The following is a 17,549-nucleotide window of genomic DNA, read 5'->3' on the forward strand; positions in this document are numbered from 1 at the left end:
TGCAGACGACGATGGCCCGGCTTCCGGCGTCGGCCACTCATTTAGATCAAAACCCGATGGCAACTGCGGCGACCAGGTTGAGCTCGACCCGGCAGGTTGATCCGACTGCGATGACAACGCCCACGAGTCATCCTCCCACCCGGCAGGTTGCCGCCCTCCGGCTTGATCCGCAGCGTCATGAATTGCGTCCTGATCGTAACCTTCCGCAGGCCCCTGCCGTTCGCGGTCGGGCAGCTCATCCCACAACTGATCCTGATCGTAACCTTCCACTGGAGACTGGCCAGATTGCTGCGGTGGCTGCATTCCCCACGCAGCGTTCGCCTCAACGACTTGCTGGTAGTTCCGAAGGTGGCTTAAACGGAGGTTCGGATTATATCCACAGACTACCTTATATGCCCGAAAATCATCCTTCAACCCTTGTGTCTGCTCCTGATTCCCGTTGACTCGGCTCGCTATGCTCGCCTTTCCCTGCCTTCGGAGCCACTCACTGAACCCGCGTCGATTGCTAGCGATGATACGGAAAGGTTTCCTCTCTTTCGACGTCGACTCAGGCCCAAGGCTGGCCAACTCGTGCTCGAGCGCGCCGTCGATGAGGCGAGCGTCGTCGGCATAAGGAATCAGGGGATGAGGGCGTTCCCTGACGCGGGGCCGCGCTCCAACTGCGAGCCTCGGGAGATCAGACAGTGCCGTGGCGAGCTTGGAGAGTCGGTCAGCACCGAGTTTTTCCCTGTACTCTTGAAGGTCGTCGTCCATCGATCCGGTTAGATACCGAGAAGCGATGGATGCCCTGTTGAATTTTCGGAGCCACGCAGAAAACTGCCTGAGTTCCGGTGCATTCCGGTTTAGGGAATCGTCCCCCTCGGCCGCGCGCTGCTTGAGGAGATCCTCGTCTTCGGCATAAGGACGAGCGCGAAAAAGGCTTGGGTCGATTCCGGCGCGCCAATCCAGCAGGACCTCCACGGCGGTATTGACACGTCGGTCGCCACGCTCGTTCACAAACTGCTCCGCACGGGCATTCAACGCACCAGGGTCATCAACGAGGCTGGCCACCGTCAAGTTGCTGGGCTGAAGCCAGACGCTGAACCTGCGCAGCGCGGATACCCAGTTCACCACGGTATTGTATGCAGCGACGTCAGGATTCCTTTCCCTGGCGTCGTTCATCACCTTCGTGATCTGGGAAAAGAGGTGCTCGTCGACGTTCCCGGCGCGCACCCGCTGGATCGCCGCCAATGCAGCGTTGATTAGGGCGTCGCCAGACTGATGCGCAAACGCGTTCGCGCGGCCAATCAACCCATTGGGATCGTCAGGGTTGCCAGGAGCGTCAAGCAGGCCGCCCAGTGTCCGGCCCTGGGGCTGCGTCCGAAGCCATGCGCTGAATTCGCGCAGACTCGTTGCCTGCGGCAAGATAGTCCTCCTGGCGCCACGGCCGGTGGCCGCGATGAAGTCAGCAATGATCGTGCGGTCCTCGTCGGGGACTATCGTGTGGTCCTCGTCGGCCGGGCGGCCGCGCTTGGCATAATCGGCGCGATACGTCGTCTTGACAACCTCCGGCTGGTGCATCCCGTCCTTCGACGACTGCTTGCCGCTGCTTGGAACGAAGGCCTTCTTCACTGCCTTCAGCAACGATCTCAATCCCCCGCTTTTTTTCGGCGGCGGGGTGATTGCCGGCTCCTCCGAGAAGGAGGAATAAGCCTCCGACGAGGCGGTCGAATGCCTGGACCGCGAGTGGCTCGAGGCTGCGTAAGAGGTGTCTATGCTGTGGCGCGCGCTGCTGATTTGGTTGTCCCGCAGGGAAGGCTGCCGCGGCATCCGCATCGAGCCACCCATGGACGTACGCCGAATCGCACCACTGTCTGGATCAGCAGCGGAGCCGCCTAGGTTCAACTCGCTCAGCTGCCGCTCCAGGCCCTGTTGTTGCGCACGGTACTGCCGCATGTAATCGTCCGTTGTCCCCCCTATCCCTGTCAAACTCGCGACCCAAGGGTATACGTCGGCGTTGGGATCATTTTGTTCGGGAGCATCGTAGGGCCATGCCCGGCCAGTATTGTCCATAGCGGTCTCTCCGGTCGCGGATCAAGGAAGTACTCTAGCGCCTATCGGTCGCGCCGCCGTCATGCGCAATTCATATTCAATCATTCGATCGGGACATGGTGATGCTTCCTGTCGGGGGAGCATGAGGTTTTGTGGGGCGGCTATGCGGCGAGAGCTGTTTCGTCTGGTTCGTGATTGTCGTTCGCCATACCGGGATACCATTGCTGGAAGGTCGAGCGTAGGGAGCCGTCGAAGGTCTGCGTTCGGGTTTGCAGCAGAAGATGCGCGCCGATCCTGCTCCACTGCATCTGCTGCTTTTTCGCGAACCGCTTGCTGATGACGGCTTTGACGGTTGCCTCGACGAAGGCCGAGGATATCCGCTCACCGGACCAGTAGCGTTCGCCGTAGTTGGTCAGGCCGGCACTGTTGGAAGCGATGTAGGATCGGAACTCGCCAATGGCCGTGAGGAATTTGCGGCATGATCGGGTAGTCCGTTTCGAGCGTTTCCGCATCGAATTGCAGGTCGCCGATTTCCTCACCGGCACGGTACGCATTGCCATGCCAGAGGTGCCATTTGATCCTGCGCAGGGTTTCAAGCAGATCCTGTCCGGCCTGCTCATTATGGTTTTCGAGACCCTGGGCGAATTGGCGCAGGACCGTGATGCGCATGGTGATGTGGAACCAGTCGAGGACATGTTCGCTTGCCGGCGCGATCATCTCGGCAAGCGAGCGGACTTCTTCTCCTCCGTCGGTGATGAAGGTGATGTGAGCTATGCTGGAATTTGGGTGACGGGGCTGATCAAGCGGCGCTCTGTGGCTTCGTTTCGATGACCTCGATTCCGTCCAGGAACCTGGCCCTGCGATGAGTTTCGGCAACTGATTTTGTCCTTTCAATCGTCGCCACGTCCTGCCGCGGCCATGACCAGCTTGAAGACCATCAGCCCGGCGGTTTTCGAGGATAGCGAGCCCTTGGTACGCACCGTTCGATGGCGAACGGTCGCAAAGACGCTTTCGATGGGATTGGACGTTCGCAGATGATCCCAGTGTTCGGCGGGGAAATCGTAGAACGCCAGCAACGCATTCTGATCTTTCGTCAGGCAGTCGACCCGCCTTGGCATATTTCGCGTCATATTTTTCGACGAAGACGGCAATTGCGGTCTCGGCCGAGGCCCGGTTGGAAGCGAGATAGATTTCGCGCAGGTCTGCCTTCATGCCGGCCTGCACCGATTTCGGCACCTTGTTGAGAACGTTGGCTGTCTTGTGCACCCAGCATCGCTGGTGTTTGGTGCCGGGAAGGAGCTCCTCGAGCGCCTTCCCGAAGCCAAGCGCGCCGTCGCCCACGGCACGATCGGGCGCGATCTTAAGGCCACGACGCTTGACGTCGACCAGCAGCTCGCGCCAGCTTTGCGCACCCTCGCGAATGCCGGTCTGGAAGCCGACAAGTTCCTTCTTGCCCTCGGGTGTGGCGCCGATCAGAACCAGCATGCATTCGGCATGGTCTTCCATCCGGGCCTGCAGATAGACCCCGTCCGCCCACACATAGACATAGTGGCGCGCCGAAAGATCGCGCTTTTGCCAACGATCGTATTCGGCGTTCCACTGTGCCGTCAGCCGCGTGATCACCGAGGGTGACAGGTTCGGCGCCTCCTTGCCCAGGAGGGCCGCCAGAGCGTCCTGAAAATCGCCCGTCGAAACGCCGCGCAAGTAGAGAACGGGAAGCAGCGCATCCAGACTGCGCGTCCGACGCGCCCATTTGGGCAGGATCGATGAGGAAAACCGGACCCGGTCCGCTTCACCGGTCGCGCCGCGATCCCGGACTTTCACCCGGCTGACAGGCACCGGTCCGATCCCCGTCTGGATGCTCCGCTCCGGGCCGTGACCATGCCGGACAAGCCGGTCACGACCATCGGCAAGCTTGAGATCCTTCATCTCGGCAAGAAACGGCTCGGCTTCCATCTCGATCGCCTGCGCAAGCAATTTGCGCGCGCCGCTGCGAAGCACATCCGTCAGGGGATCATCGATTTCGTCGGGCTGACGAAGGCGAACAATGTTGATAGTCTCGTTCATGGCGTATCGCTCTCCTTGAGAGATCCCATGGGGTGGATGGCGGCCCGCTCTCTGACAGAGTGGAGTCGTTGAACCAACCACCCTGGAGACGACCATGCCTGTTGTAGCTGACCGACCCGAAGCACCGACCGCCATCCGCACCAATCTCTGCGCGATTTTCGTCTCATTGGAACTCTTATGTTCATTTGCAAGCGGCGTAGCCACGACTGTTCGTCCAGCCAATAATGGCTGGTCCTGCATGGTGTAGCTAATGCGCAATGTAGGAGACGGGGCCTCAAGACGACGGTTTGCAAACTCTTATACGCGGGTTGGATACCGCATTTCCGTGTGTACGCCTGGGGCTGCTTCTATCTAAGCACGGGCATCGACGTAGTCGGCCACTCAATTCCATCGAAGGTTCCCCGACCGGGGCCCTGCCTCCGACATTGCGCATCAGCGGATGATCGATCTTGTCTCCTCCTTTCAATTACTCGCGAGATGCGGATGCTAGGTTAGGCTTGATGAGCTGGCTGCACCTCCTGGCCAATAGCCCACAGGAAAGCCCCCATTTCTCTAGCGATCGCGGTGATCGCGATGGCCTTGTGCTTCCCTGCGAGGATCATTTTTCGATAGCGAGAACAGAGGCGGAGCTGACCTTTCCACGCTATTTCGCGAACGGTTCTCGGTAGGCCTTCCAACTGCGCTTGCTTGGTTCGACTTACCCGCGCAGGGAAGCGGTAAGCCCATGCGCCTTCGATCAGCATGCGACGGGCCCGAGAGTTCCCGGCCTTAGTGATCCCACCACGTTTGACATGTTCACCTGTCAAGCTCTCTGACGGAACGAGGCCAAGAAAGGCCATCAGCTGGCGGGGGTTTTCGAAGCGGCGGATGTCGCCAATTTCGGCAACAAAGACGACGGCGGCAATCAACGATACGCCTCGTAACGGCCGGAGCATCTCAAAGCCCAGGTAAGCCGCGAACTCGATCGGCTCGAACTGCTTCTCGAGCAGATCAAGGCGGTGGAGGCGGAGCGGGACGTGCTGCTGAATGAGGAACAAGACGCGGCGACGCCCGCCTCGGTGGAGATGTTGCTGAACCTGAAGGGCATCGGGCCGGAGTTCGCTGCCCTACTCTGGTCGGAAGGCTTGTTCCGGCACTTCGACAATCGCAGGCAAGTGGCGTCCTACGCCGGCCTCGCGCCGACTCCTTGGCAGAGCGGCTCGATCAACCGCGAACAAGGCGTGTCGAAGGCCGGCAATCCGCGATTGCGAACGACGATGATCCAGCTTGCCTGGCTGTGGCTGCGCCACCAGCCACACTCGGCACTCGCCCGCTGGTTCCACGAGCGCGTCGAGCGCAACGGTGGCCGCCAGCACAACACGACGATCGTGGCGCTTGCCCGCAAATTGCTGGTCGCGCTGTGGAAATATGTGAGCACCGGCGTCGTGATCGAAGGCGCCATTCTGAGCAACGTCGGAGGGAAAGCCGCCTGACGATACCCCATTGAACCAATCCTGTAATCGGTCAGGACCCGATCAGTCCTGACCGATCCAGGTGGACGAACCTACCAGAACCATGGCTTGAAATGCCGTTCGAGAGAATGGTCTCGTCTTCCTGAGCCCCTGCCGCCGCAAGCGGGATGTTGGTGCAGCCGCCAAGAGCGGCGACCGGATGTGAGGTTGACCGAGCTCGGAAACGGGCCGCGTCATGCGATTAGGGCTCGGACCCTGGATACAAAAGCAAAGGTTGGAACCCTGATGTCGCCCTGATGCATTCACTTGACCTAATCCTCCCCATGTGAGGTTCTGGCAGGCTTCATCACCCGCCTCGATACGCCGCTCTCCTCAAACCGTCATCACCCAGTTTCCGCCATAGCTCAGGTGATGTCCTGATTGGCCTGAACACCCTGCTTTTTAAGATGGTCAAGGATACGCCGCTGCGGCTTGCGATCGTAGCCATGGACAAAACCCATGTAACGGGCACCTCCGTCCCGGGTAAGGAGCGGCCGACGATCAGTTCGAAGTTCTTCTTTCGATCGTTGCGGTCACGGATATACCCTGACTGATCAGGACACTGGCGATGTCTCTCAAGTTGAGCCACTACTCGAGCAGATTGGCGGTCCGGTCGGACAGTTTACTGCCGACGGCGCCTATGACGGAAAGCCAACTTACGACGCAGTCATGGATCACAGCGCTGCCGCCGCAATCGTCATTCCGCCTCGTGTCAACGCGGTCCAACCATTCGACGATAGACCTGCCGGCCAAAGGGACCAGCATATCGCCGCAATCGGCAGAGACGGCCGGATGAAATGGCAGGTCTCCAACGGTTATGGCAAACGCTCGCTGGTCGAGACCGCCATAGGGCGATACAAGTCCACCATCGGGCGGCGTTTGCGGGCACGGTCGCTTCCAGTTTAGCAGACCGAAGTCGCCATCGGCTGCGCCGTCCTCAACCGCATGCTTGCCTGCGCACGCCCGAAATCCGCCCGCCGCAAGGCGGCCACGGCATAGTCTGCCGCTTCAAAGATCGACATCCCTCAAGTCCGGACCCATGCACCAACGCCCCCCCGTATGGCTGCATATCAATTTCGCATGCCACATGAAGCCTGATCATCACCTAAGAGACACGAACTAACTGAGGCTGGTTTGGTCATGGGCGGCGCGAACCTGATAGGGCGACACGAATTGGCCATGTTCGATGTAGATCGTTTGATGAAGCCGGTCAGCGACGGCACCCCATGCGGTGATGCTCTCGATTACGATCTGAGTTTTCTCGAACTTGAGATGGCGGCGCAGGGCAAGCCCGCTCGGCAGATGGGGGATTCCGTCATAGCCGCGGAGGCTCCCGATTGGCGTCAAGTCTGGCAGCTTGGCCTGGAGCTCGCTACCCGCACAAAGGACCTTCGCGTCGGGGTCCTGCTAACCCGCTCCGCTCTCAGCCAATTCGGCTACCCCGGCCTTCGCAACGGCCTGGAGCTGCTCGCTGGGTATGTGGAATCCTATTGGCCGGAGCTGCATCCGCGGCCAGACGTAGAAGACTCTGGCGATCAGACGGTGCGCCTTAACGCTTTGGCAAATCTCTGCAATCCCTCCGGGCTTATCGCCGAGGTTTGCCAGGTTCCCCTCACCGCGTCCAGACAGTTTGGCACCTTTACGCTGCGCGATTGGATAGAGACGCAGCGATCTCAATCGAGCGACGTCGATTCAGCGACCATCGACCTCGCCTTCGGGGACACCGAGCACGCCCTCCTCTATCAACTCGGGGCGAATCTCGACGCCAGCCTTACGGCTGCGACCAGCCTAGACGCCCTAATGAACGAGCACGTCGATATCATCGATGCTGTCCGATTCGAGCCCCTCATTTCGGTGCTCCGTCAGGGCAAGGACGTGGTAAGTCGCCACCTGAAAATCCCTCAATCCGAAACCGCTATGCAGCCCCTGCTACCAGGAGCCGAGGCGCGCAATCCGGAAGAGATTCGCGGCCGCAACGATGTCATCAGCATACTCGACGGTATCTGCCGCTGGTATCAAGTGAACGAGCCGGCCAGCCCCGTGCCAGCCTTGCTTGAGCGGGCGAAGCGACTTGTATCGAAGGACTTTATGGCTTTGCTCGAAGAGCTCGCGCCGGATGGAGCTTCTCAATACCGCTCGATCGCGGGTCTGGCGGCACACTCGGGGGCATGACCTCGGATCTCGAAGGCTAACATGAGGACAACCGAAGAATGGCAAAGGCAAGCAGTCAGAAATTCATCAACCGAAATCGCCCCCCGCGAGTCCAGATCGAATACGACCTAGAAACCTACGGCTCCCAAAAAAAGGTAGAACTTCCCTTCGTGGTGGGAGTCATGTCTGATCTCGCCGGCAACCCCGCCGAGCCGCTGCCCCCAGTGGGCGAGCGCAAGATGATGGAGATCGACATCGATAATTTCGATGATCGGCTCAGATCGCTAAGACCCAGGGTGGCGATGCGGGTACCCAACCGTTTGACCGGCGAAGGGCAATTGGCTGTCGACTTGACCTTCGAGTCGATGGGCGATTTCTCGCCGGCAGCCGTGGCGCGCAAGGTGGGAAGCCTCAACGCGCTGTTGCAGGCCCGCATGCAGCTCTCCAATCTACTAGCCTACATGGACGGCAAGATGGGTGCCGAGGAACTGATCGCCCATTTCCTCGGCAATCCAGCGCTGCTCAGTAGTCTCAGTGGAGCGCCGGAGAACGAAGCGCCTGATGAACCAGCGGAGGCAGCCCTGACCTCCTTTCCAGAGACGAAGGAGGATTGATTGTGACGTTCGTAAGCTCAATACCTGCCGAGGTGCACGCCCCGTTTGTCGATCCCGAGGATTTCGTCGTTCTGCTGCAACGCGAGTTCAAGACGCATTCGGATCAGGCCCGCAACGCAGTGGAGAATGCGGTCAAAACTCTGGCTGACCAAGCCCTCCGACACACACCGCTAATCAGCGATGATGCCGTTGAGACGATCCAGTCAATTATAGCATCGATCGACGACAAGCTATCGGAACAAATCAACGAGATACTCCATCACCAGGACTTTCAGGCGCTGGAATCGGCTTGGCGGGGCCTGCATCACCTTACGTTCAACACCGAGACGGACGAGACGTTGAAGATTCGCGTTTTTTCCATTTCCAAGAAAGAACTGTCTCGAACGCTGCGAAAGTACAAGGGAATTGCCTGGGATCAGAGTCCTTTGTTCAAGAAGATCTACGAAGAGGAATATGGGCAGATTGGCGGCGACCCCTTCGGATGCTTGGTTGCGGACTACTACTTCGACCATAGCCCCCAGGACATCGATCTGCTGACGGGGATTGCGCAAATTGCCGCGGCAAGCCACTCGCCGTTTATCTCAGCGGCCTCCCCGCATCTGCTGCAGATGGATTCTTGGCGCGAACTTGCCAACCCACGCGACATCACGAAGATCTTCCTAACCCCTGAGCACGCCGCCTGGCGAGCTTTTCGCGAGAGCGAGGACTCCCGGTATGTGGCGTTGACACTTCCACGCGTGCTCGGGCGGCTGCCCTACGGCGCTAGGACCAATCCAGTCGATGAATTTGCCTTCGAAGAGGACACCGACGGCAGAGATAGCGCAAAGTATCTATGGACGAATGCCGCCTATGCCATGGGTGTGAACATCACGCGGTCGTTCAAGCTCTACGGCTGGCTGTCTAGAATCCGTGGTTTCGAATCCGGTGGCCTGGTTGAAGACTTGCCGGTGCACACGTTCCCCAGCGACGACGGTGGCGTCGACCTCAAATGCCCAACGGAGATCGCGATCAGCGATCGGCGGGAGTCGGAGCTCTCCAAGAATGGCCTTTTACCATTGTTGCATCGGAAGAACACACAGCTGGGCGTATTCCTCGGCGCCCAGACCGTCAACAAGCCAATCAGATACGCAGACCCGGATGCCTCGGCGAATGCAGAGCTCAGTGCGAGGCTACCCTATATTTTTGCGACCTGCCGCTTTGCCCACTATTTGAAGTGCATGGTCCGCGACAAGATTGGCGCGTTCAAAGAACGGCATGACGTCGAGGAGTGGCTGAACCAATGGATCCAAGGCTATGTTCATCCCTCGCCGGAGTTGGGGAGCGAAGAAAGCAAGGCGCAACAGCCGCTCTCCTCAGCAGAGGTCAAGGTCGATGAGGTCGAAGATAATCCCGGCTATTACACCGCCATATTCTATCTGCGACCACACTATCAGCTCGAGGGCCTTACTATCTCTCTGAGGCTGGTGTCACGGCTACCCGCGGCCCGCAAGGGCTGAGCCCTTACGCCGCCGCCACAAGCATAAAGTCCGCTTTCATACCACGCCGGTTCGGGACCATTCCGGCCCCCGATCCGAAACCGCCAGATAGAGGAATTTGGAATGGCATTCGATTCAGTTATGATTTTCACCCAAGCGTCCAAGGATGGCATCCAGCCGAAGGGCGAATCCATTATCCTGAAGAACGGTATCACGCTTGGCGACCAATGGAGTTTCTCAATGGAGAACAAGCTCAATATCGGCCCTCACACCGCAGGCGCCGGGTCGGGTAAGGCCGAATTCGAGGTCTTCACCATCAAGAAGCAGGTGGATAAAGCCTCTGCTTGGCTGTACGTGGCATGTGGCCGCGGCGTCCATTTCAACGGCGTCGAGCTGAAGCTATTCAAATCGACGGGCGCCGGGCTGGCGACGGCCAGTTCGAACCTGTTCTTACACTGGACCTTCAATATGCTTGCGATCGAGAAGGTCGAGTGGGCCTATGCTGAAGAAGCTCCGGAGGAGACGATCACCTTCCGATTCGGCGCCTGCAAGGCCATTTACTACGCGCAGGACGATAAGGGTGCTCTTACCAAGGCTGGTGAGGGTGTCTGGAACCAAATCGCCAACAGTACTGACTTCAATATGCTCGTCGCCTGACAGCTTGCAGACCGGCGTGCGTTCTGGGGCTCGCCATGCATTCGGGTCCCGGATCGTTGCTCAACATGTGGAGATTGAACATGGTTGTCACTGCCAAGTGGGACCTGATCCAGCCATCCCTTCTCGACCAGCTAACGGATGACGAGCCGCGCAGCGCGTCCGAATCGTCGAAATTTTCCAGCTTGTCGCTGCGCCAAGTGCAAGCAATGATCCTTCGCGACGTGTCGTGGCTGCTTAATGCAAACCAGTTGGCTGCAACCGTAGACCTGCAGTCCTACCCCCACGTGGCATCCAGCACTCTCAATTACGGTATCCGGCCCTTTGCCGGGCACATCGTCGATGGCCTCGACGCTGCCTCGCTTGGACAGGAGATTGCCGACAGCTTGCAACGTTTTGAACCTCGGCTGCTTGCCGTCAGTGTCAAGGTCACACCCCTCGCTGAGGCCGACCGCAACGGCTCTCTTGGCTTTAGGATCGAGGCCGACCTCTTGGCAGAGCCAGTGCCGCTGCGGATTGTGATCCGCACCGAGCTTGACCGGGAACGCAAGACCGTCCGCGTTACCGATCTAGGTGCAGAGATAAGCTGATGGACCCAAGGCTCCTGCGATTATACAATGATGAGCTTGCGTATATGCGGGAGATGGGAGCTGAGTTTGCCCGCGCATTCCCAAAGGTCGCCGGCCGGTTGGGAATGGAAGCAGCCGGGGTCGCCGACCCTTATGTGGAGAGGCTGCTAGAAGGTTTTGCCTTCCTGGCGGCGCGGGTCCAGTTGAAGCTGCAAGCCCGGTTCCCGGACTTCACGCAGCACTTGCTGGAATTGGTCTATCCGCATTTTCTGGCGCCCATCCCGTCGATGACTATCGTCCAATTCGAGCCGGATCCACTGGCCGGACGGTTTGAACACGGATATGTGGTGCCGCGCGGAACCAAGCTGCTGGGCCAACTCGCTTCGGATGCGATCACCCATTGCGAGTTCCGCACGGCGCACGATGTCCACCTCTGGCCGATTGCGGTGAGTGCTGTAGATTATTACACGACGCCGGCGCAAATTTCGGCCCTGAATCTTCCGCCCCGGCAAGATGGGAAGGCCGCGCTGCGACTGCGCCTTCGGACAACCAATGGCATGCCGTTCAAAAATCTCGGGCTGAGGGCACTGACACTCTACCTCGCCGGCGCAGGTGGCGTCGGTGCAACAGTCGCCGAACAGCTTATGGGCGATGCTTGCGCAATTGTCGCCCGGCCCGCCAGCCCGCCGCCCCCCTGGCAGGAGAAAATTCCGCTCGGCCAACTGCGGCAGTGCTGTCTGGAGCCCGACTTCGCTCTCCTGCCCGAGGTTCCCCGCTCCTTCGACGGGTATCGTCTGCTTCAAGAGTATTTCGCCCTTGCGGAGCGAACCTTGTTCCTCGAGCTCGGCGGGCTAGCCGACGCCGTGGCGATGTCGACGACTGAGAGCCTTGAGATCGTATTCGTGCTCAACCGTGCCGAGCCACGGTTGGAACGTCACCTCGGAACCCAGAACATCACCCTGTTCGCAACGCCGGCGATCAATCTTTTCGAACGCCAGGCGGATCGCATTCACTTGAGCGACAAGAGCTACGAGCATCATCTGGTTGTAGATCGAATGAGGCCGCTCGACTTCGAGGTTCAGTCGATCCTCGAGATGAGCGGCGAAGGAGAGAGCAGCGAAGCGGCCCCCATTCAGTTTTTTCCATTTTACAACATTACCGCCCATGGACGGGAGGTGCAGCACTCCAGCTATTATACAGTCAGGCGCGAGCGTCGCCTGCGGTCCCAGCACCAGCGTCTCAACGGTGCGAGGAGTGATTATGGCGGCACCGAGACTTACATCTCAATTGTGGACCGCCGGGCGGCTGCCAATTCGGTGAATCCACGGCAGTTGTCGGTGCGGTGCCTTTGCTCGAACAGGCATCTACCGCTTGTATTGCCAATCGGTCATAAAGAGACAGACTTTACACTCGAAATCGGAGCTCCGGTTACCGCCACGCGATGTCTGTCGTTGCCGACCAAGCCGCGTCATTCCTTCGCCACCGGCGATGTCGCGTGGAAGCTGATCAGTCACCTTTCGCTGAATTATCTCTCGATCACGAATTCCGACAATAACGGCCATGGCGCAGAGGCGCTGCGAGAACTCTTGCGCCTGTACGTCGATCCGGACGATGCTTTCGCTTCGCAGCAGATCGACGGAATACGCGAAATCCAGTCGCGACCGATAGATCGGCGGCTGCCGGGCGGCGGACAAGCTGCGGTCGCACGTGGAATCGAAATCAGCGTCGTCCTGGATGAGGCGGCTTTCGAAGGCGTCGGCATTTTTCCCCTGGCCTCCGTGCTCAACCAGTTCTTCGCCAAGTATGTTTCAATCAACAGCTTCACCGAGATGGCTGTCTCGACATTGCAACGCGGTAAAGTGATGCGATGGCCACCGGCGATTGGTCGCCGGACGATCCTCTGATGCCAGACTCTCTCGCACATTTTCTGAGTGCAGTAGCGGCCGAGCCGCATGCTTACGATTTCTTTCAGGCTATGCGAGTCGTCGATGCAATCTGCTCAGATCGCCCCAGGCTTGGGGAATCAAGCCGACCGGGCTTCGATCGGGTGCGGATTGGACAGCAGCCCGCGCTGGCCTTTCCGACCCGATCCATAGCTCGCGTGGCCGAGGCTGGAGAGGGCCATCCCGCCAGTATTTCCACCTACGCCTTTGGCCTATTCGGGCCCAACGGTCCGCTGCCTTTGCATCTGACGGAGTACGCGCTTTTAAGGCAGCGCAATGCCGGCGACAACACGCTGGTTCGGTTTGCAGATATCTTTCATCATCGCTTAGCCTCGCTCTTCTTCCGTGCCTGGGCGGAGAGCGAGCCGACCGTCAGCCATGACAGGCCACAAGAAGATCGCTTTGCCCTGCAACTCGGTGCCCTCGCCGGTTTTGGAATGAGGTCTTTCCATGGCCGGGACGCCATGCCAGATCTAACAAAATTTCACTTCACTGGCCGTCTCGCCTCGCACGCGCGCAATGCCGAAGGGCTAGTCGCTATCCTCAACAGCTTCTTTGTGGCCCCGGTCGAAATCCGTGAATTTATCCCCAAATGGGTTCAGTTGCCGCTGGGCGCGCGCTCCCTCCTCGGCCGTGACGCAGGCACTGCCACACTTGGCAGTACAGCCGCTGTCGGCGGCAGGATCAAAGTCTACCATCATCGCTTCCGCGTCATTATCGGCCCGCTCGGCTTGGCTCAGTACGAGCGGCTTTTGCCGGGGACCTCCGACCTTAGAACTTTGGCCGAGATTATCCGAAACTACTTGGGAGATGAACTGGACTGGGAGGTCAATCTGATCCTGCGACAAGAAGAAGTGCCGAGACTCCGGCTGGGACATAGCGGTAGGCTCGGCTGGACGAGTTGGATCGGCGAGCGCAAGACGCGACGTGATGCCGACGAGCTGACTACGGCGCCGATCGAGCTCTGCCGAAGGCGCCCCGAACTTTCCGCAGCAATCTGAGAGGGTCGATTATAATGGGCTGCATGGATCTTACTAGCGATCTCTATGTACTCTGCAATGCAAATACAATCAAAAGTTGTTCAGCATCCCGCAACGTCCGCGACAGTATTTTTGTTGAGCTGTTTGAAGACCAGCTCAGTGGCGCTGCCCAGCCGGATCTCTGGAAGATTTTACGCGGTTTCGGCGTTGATCAAGGCATCCTCGCTTTCGAGAACGCTTTGACGCCAAGTAAGCATCTCCAGCCCAGCCGATATGGAAGAGCCGTACGAGCAGCGGGGCGTTATTGATATGCGCCGCCAGATCCCCTCCCCGGAGAGCGGCGGTGGGCGACCAACGGACAGGCTCATCATCGATTCCCGTCATTGCGCGCTCCATCGTTTTCCTTGGTGGCGCTCCGGCCGCGTCTTTAGAGCCAAGTCAAAGTACTAAGGTGCTCTTGCATCTCAAGCGCGGAAATCTCCTATGGTCCAGCCTACAATTGAAAATCTGCTGAAGCACAATCGATTTGCCGCAGTTACGTCGGCGGCACTCCAGCCGAACGAGATCATTTTTCGACGGCTAAGAGGCACCGAACGGCTGGGGGAACCTTTTCTCTATGAGGTGAAGCTCGCCACAGCCACTCCGGTTCAGAACTTCGCCAACATTCCCGGACAACTTTTGACAGTCGGCCTTAAGCTGAAGGATGCGGGAACGCGCTTCTTCAACGGCCTCATCACTCGACTCGAGTATCTCGGCCTGGACGACACGGAGCACCTCAACTACGTGGCGGAGTTGCGGCCTTGGCTTTCGCTGCTCGAATATCGTACCAACAGTCGAATTTTTCAGGATAAAACCAGCATTGAGATCATCACCAAAATTTTTCAGGAGCACAAAGGCAATTTCAAGAATCGGACGATAGGGCGGTTTCCAAACCGCACCTTCTGCGTGCAGTACAACGAGACAGATTTGGCCTTCGTCAGCCGCCTAATGGAGCAGGACGGCCTCTACTACTATTTTGAACATGGGGAGAATCGACACGATCTGGTGCTGGTCGACAACCTTTCGAGCCACGAGGCATGCAAGCCTGAGGCTGTGGAGACCCACCACAATCTCAGGCCCGCCCGAAGTCTCCATCGAGATGATGTTATCTTGCATTGGAACGAAGTCGTGTCACTGCAGTCGAACAAGGTCACTCTCAAGGACTACGACGATGAGAAGCCAATGGCAGAACTTACCGCTGTCGCGCGCACCCCTTCCGTGCGTATCGGCGGCATTCCTCCTGGAAAGAGCACAGTGGGTGCCGGTAGCCGTCTTTCTGGCGCCGCTGTCGTGGAATCGGAGACGGCGACTGCGGACGTTTGCTCAGCTGTACAGGAGACGTTCATCTATCCTGGAGGCTATAAGGCAAAAAGGGAGGGCGACTTCTACGCCACGATCCGCGCAGAAGAGCTTGCTTGTAACGCCTATCGGGCGCGTATTGAAACTACAGCTCGCCAAATCAAAACGGGAGTAGTCTTCAAGGCTGCAAACCCCTTCTATTACGGCGATTTGGGTGCGCGCCCAAAGGCTACCCAGCGCTTTCTGGCGGTCGGGAACGAATTCACGGTTTTGGGGGAAGTGGGAGACCGTCCAACGGGCGCGGTCACCGCCGACCAGCGCGCTGAGTGCTTCCTCTATCACAGCACGGTGGAGATCATCCCCGCGAGCACTCAGTATCGCTCCCCGCGCCGCACACCGGTGCCGGTGATCAAAGGACCGCAGACGGCGATCGTGGTGGGCCCAAGCGGCGAGACAATCACGACGGATCAGTACGGCCGCATCAAGGTCCAGTTCTTCTGGGACCGCGAGAGCAACAAGGACGAAAACAGCTCTTGCTGGATCAGGGTAGCCCAGAACTGGGCCGGCAAGGGGTTCGGGTGCCTTCTAATTCCAAGGATCGGCCAAGAGATCGTAGTAAACTTCCTCCACGGCGACCCTGACCGTCCCCTCGTAACCGGGGTCGTTTACAACGGGTCCAACCTGCCTCCTGAAAACCTACCGGTCAACAAGTCCCGCTCCACCTTCCGAACGCACACGGATCGAGGTACAATTGCGGATTATAATGAGCTACGGTTCGAGGATAGGCAGGGTTGTGAAGAGGTCTTTCTGAAAGCGCAGAAGGACCACAACGTTCAGGTTGGAAACATCTATGCCATCGACGTCACGAAGCAATACCTCCTGACCTCAGCCTCAGCTGCGGCGACGTTTGGTAGCAGTATCGAGGTGACACCTGACAAGATATGCCTCTCAGTGATGGGCGCAAGCGGCTCCCAGGCAATCGAAATCAGCGCAGCCGGCATCACTCTCATGAACGCTCAGCGAGCCTCGATCAAGGTGTCGGGTGCTTCGGTCATCATCAACGACGAAGCGCTTGTGGTGACCTGATGCCTGGTCCTGTCCTTCACAAAGGAACAGCCGCGACCTGCCCCCACGGCGGCAGCCTCAATATAATGGCTGCCTCGCTGCGCGTCTCCGTCTCGGGCATGCCCGTGGCGATCTTGACTGACCAAGGCGTCGTTGCCGGCTGCGTCTTTACGCTTCCGAACGGTAAACCGCAGCCCTGTGTGACCACACGGTGGCTCGCAGCCGCTACGCGGGTCTTGGCCAATGGTCAGCCAATCCTCATCAATCCACTTGCCGCTCTTTGTCTCTCGGCAGAACAAATTCCCGGCGGGCCGCCGATCATCGCCTCCAGCCAGATACGGGTCATCGCGACATGAGTTCGCCTTTCCCTGCGCCGCCATCCGCGAGCGGTGCGGCCAGGGCGGCCTGGCCGAATCACCCGGACACGTGCGCGTTCTGCCTTGAACTGTTGATCATAACTGGCTCGGGTGAGCGCGTCATTTCCCCGACCTTCGACTCGCCCGGACATGCAATTGCTTTTTGCCGCCGGCAAAGGGTCGGTCTCCGTTGCGCTGGGAGGCCGCACTCGAAGCCGCCGTCATGCAGGAGCTCCGCAAGCTGAGTCGGCGAAACCTGCTCGTCGACTTTGACGACGCGGCGGGGGGATGTGTTGCAAAGTTTTTGGTAACGAGGCGCATGGCATTGGGCTCCGGTGTTTCCCGGAGGATTGCGACGTTCAAAGGCCGCCAGTTCGAGCAATCTGTGATCCTGCTTTGCGTGCGCTGGTACCTGGCCTCACATGGGCTTCTTGGGGTCAAGGATTAAATTCAGCAATGCATGAGCAGAACTCCAGGACTGTTTCGGCATCCAAGGTCTGAGCCCGATTTGCATGACCGGTCGTCTCCGAGCACGATCAACCTCACATGCGGTCGCCGTTCAGTACGGCTGCACCAATATCCCGCTTGCGGCGGGCAAGGGCTCAGGAGGATGAAACCATTCTACAATACAAAACGGGCATTCAGGCCATGCCAGGTATCGGTTCATCCACCTGGATCGGCCAGGACTGATCGGGTCCTGGCGGATTACGGGATTAGGGTAAAACAGAGCGTTGGTGCATGGATCCTTTGTCAACGGTTTGGCGATAGGCAGGCAGGATCGAAATCAGCTTGATGCGAGTGCCATGCCGTACAAAC

General features: G+C 58.8%; 10 protein-coding genes and 7 pseudogenes. 12 read left to right on the forward strand and 5 right to left on the reverse strand.

Features of this window, described 5'->3' with window-relative positions:
- The 4 pseudogenes from NKH03_RS31605 to NKH03_RS31620 all read right to left on the reverse strand — a co-directional run.
- Positions 1-1,935 (reverse strand): annotated as a pseudogene (locus NKH03_RS31605) (hypothetical protein); the annotation flags it as partial.
- 257 nt (positions 1,936-2,192) lie between these two features.
- Positions 2,193-2,796: pseudogene (locus NKH03_RS31610) on the reverse strand (ISKra4 family transposase); the annotation flags it as partial.
- Between the two features lie 34 nt (positions 2,797-2,830).
- A pseudogene (locus NKH03_RS31615) lies at positions 2,831-4,098 on the reverse strand (IS256 family transposase).
- Positions 4,099-4,589: 491 nt separating this feature from the next.
- Positions 4,590-5,021 (reverse strand): annotated as a pseudogene (locus NKH03_RS31620) (transposase); the annotation flags it as partial.
- A gap of 144 nt (positions 5,022-5,165) precedes the next feature.
- On the opposite strand from NKH03_RS31620, the pseudogene NKH03_RS31625 reads away from it, so the two are divergent.
- Positions 5,166-5,570 (forward strand): annotated as a pseudogene (locus NKH03_RS31625) (transposase); the annotation flags it as partial.
- A gap of 386 nt (positions 5,571-5,956) precedes the next feature.
- On the opposite strand, the pseudogene NKH03_RS31630 reads toward NKH03_RS31625, so the two are convergent.
- Positions 5,957-6,135, reverse strand: a pseudogene (locus NKH03_RS31630) (ISKra4 family transposase); the annotation flags it as partial.
- On the opposite strand from NKH03_RS31630, the pseudogene NKH03_RS31635 reads away from it, so the two are divergent.
- From NKH03_RS31635 to NKH03_RS31685, 11 genes and pseudogenes are all read left to right on the forward strand, one after another.
- Positions 6,129-6,587: pseudogene (locus tag NKH03_RS31635) on the forward strand (transposase); the annotation flags it as partial. The pseudogenes NKH03_RS31630 and NKH03_RS31635 overlap by 7 nt on opposite strands.
- A gap of 180 nt (positions 6,588-6,767) precedes the next feature.
- Positions 6,768-7,760 (forward strand): type VI secretion system protein TssA, encoded by a 993-nt coding sequence (gene tssA, locus NKH03_RS31640; RefSeq protein ID WP_352608166.1) that lies wholly within the window; start codon positions 6,768-6,770, stop codon positions 7,758-7,760.
- A gap of 38 nt (positions 7,761-7,798) precedes the next feature.
- Positions 7,799-8,353: a type VI secretion system contractile sheath small subunit gene (tssB, locus tag NKH03_RS31645; protein WP_352608168.1), complete on the forward strand. Its 555-nt coding sequence runs from the start codon at positions 7,799-7,801 to the stop codon at positions 8,351-8,353.
- A gap of 2 nt (positions 8,354-8,355) precedes the next feature.
- Positions 8,356-9,849 carry a type VI secretion system contractile sheath large subunit gene (gene tssC, locus NKH03_RS31650; RefSeq protein WP_352608171.1) on the forward strand — a complete coding sequence of 498 codons (1,494 nt, stop codon included), beginning with the start codon at positions 8,356-8,358 and terminating at the stop codon, positions 9,847-9,849.
- A gap of 102 nt (positions 9,850-9,951) precedes the next feature.
- Complete coding sequence (locus NKH03_RS31655; RefSeq protein ID WP_352608173.1) at positions 9,952-10,485, forward strand: type VI secretion system tube protein Hcp; 534 nt, start codon at positions 9,952-9,954, stop codon at positions 10,483-10,485.
- Between the two features lie 80 nt (positions 10,486-10,565).
- Entirely contained in the window at positions 10,566-11,072 is a 507-nt protein-coding gene (tssE, locus tag NKH03_RS31660; RefSeq protein WP_352608175.1) for a type VI secretion system baseplate subunit TssE, read from the forward strand.
- The gene (tssF, locus tag NKH03_RS31665; RefSeq protein WP_352608177.1) at positions 11,072-12,955 is read left to right on the forward strand and encodes a type VI secretion system baseplate subunit TssF; all 1,884 of its coding nucleotides are present in this window, start codon (positions 11,072-11,074) and stop codon (positions 12,953-12,955) included. The genes tssE and tssF overlap by 1 nt, the downstream gene beginning before the upstream one ends.
- The gene (tssG, locus tag NKH03_RS31670; RefSeq protein ID WP_352608179.1) at positions 12,919-13,995 is read left to right on the forward strand and encodes a type VI secretion system baseplate subunit TssG; all 1,077 of its coding nucleotides are present in this window, start codon (positions 12,919-12,921) and stop codon (positions 13,993-13,995) included. Before tssF ends, tssG begins: the two co-directional genes overlap by 37 nt.
- A 23-nt stretch (positions 13,996-14,018) precedes the next feature.
- A complete protein-coding gene (locus NKH03_RS31675; RefSeq protein ID WP_352608181.1) occupies positions 14,019-14,282 on the forward strand; it encodes a hypothetical protein in 264 nt (87 codons plus the stop codon).
- A 175-nt stretch (positions 14,283-14,457) separates the two neighbouring features.
- The gene (locus NKH03_RS31680; RefSeq protein ID WP_352972811.1) at positions 14,458-16,398 is read left to right on the forward strand and encodes a type VI secretion system Vgr family protein; all 1,941 of its coding nucleotides are present in this window, start codon (positions 14,458-14,460) and stop codon (positions 16,396-16,398) included.
- A gap of 65 nt (positions 16,399-16,463) precedes the next feature.
- Positions 16,464-16,733 (forward strand): hypothetical protein, encoded by a 270-nt coding sequence (locus NKH03_RS31685; RefSeq protein WP_352695903.1) that lies wholly within the window; start codon positions 16,464-16,466, stop codon positions 16,731-16,733.
- The last annotated feature ends 816 nt before the right edge of the window (positions 16,734-17,549 follow it).

The organism is Mesorhizobium sp. M1406, from assembly GCF_040317555.1.
Classification (GTDB): domain Bacteria; phylum Pseudomonadota; class Alphaproteobacteria; order Rhizobiales; family Rhizobiaceae; genus Mesorhizobium.

Excerpts from the sequence above, each read along its gene's own strand:
- NKH03_RS31675 (WP_352608181.1), top strand. The coding sequence starts at position 14,019 with ATGGATCTTACTAGCGATCTCTATGTACTCTGCAATGCAAATACAATC.
- tssG (WP_352608179.1), top strand. The coding sequence starts at position 12,919 with ATGGCCACCGGCGATTGGTCGCCGGACGATCCTCTGATGCCAGACTCT.
- tssA (WP_352608166.1), top strand. The coding sequence starts at position 6,768 with ATGTTCGATGTAGATCGTTTGATGAAGCCGGTCAGCGACGGCACCCCA.
- NKH03_RS31655 (WP_352608173.1), top strand. The coding sequence starts at position 9,952 with ATGGCATTCGATTCAGTTATGATTTTCACCCAAGCGTCCAAGGATGGC.
- tssB (WP_352608168.1), top strand. The coding sequence starts at position 7,799 with ATGGCAAAGGCAAGCAGTCAGAAATTCATCAACCGAAATCGCCCCCCG.
- NKH03_RS31685 (WP_352695903.1), top strand. The coding sequence starts at position 16,464 with ATGGCTGCCTCGCTGCGCGTCTCCGTCTCGGGCATGCCCGTGGCGATC.
- NKH03_RS31680 (WP_352972811.1), top strand. The coding sequence starts at position 14,458 with ATGGTCCAGCCTACAATTGAAAATCTGCTGAAGCACAATCGATTTGCC.
- tssE (WP_352608175.1), top strand. The coding sequence starts at position 10,566 with ATGGTTGTCACTGCCAAGTGGGACCTGATCCAGCCATCCCTTCTCGAC.
- tssF (WP_352608177.1), top strand. The coding sequence starts at position 11,072 with ATGGACCCAAGGCTCCTGCGATTATACAATGATGAGCTTGCGTATATG.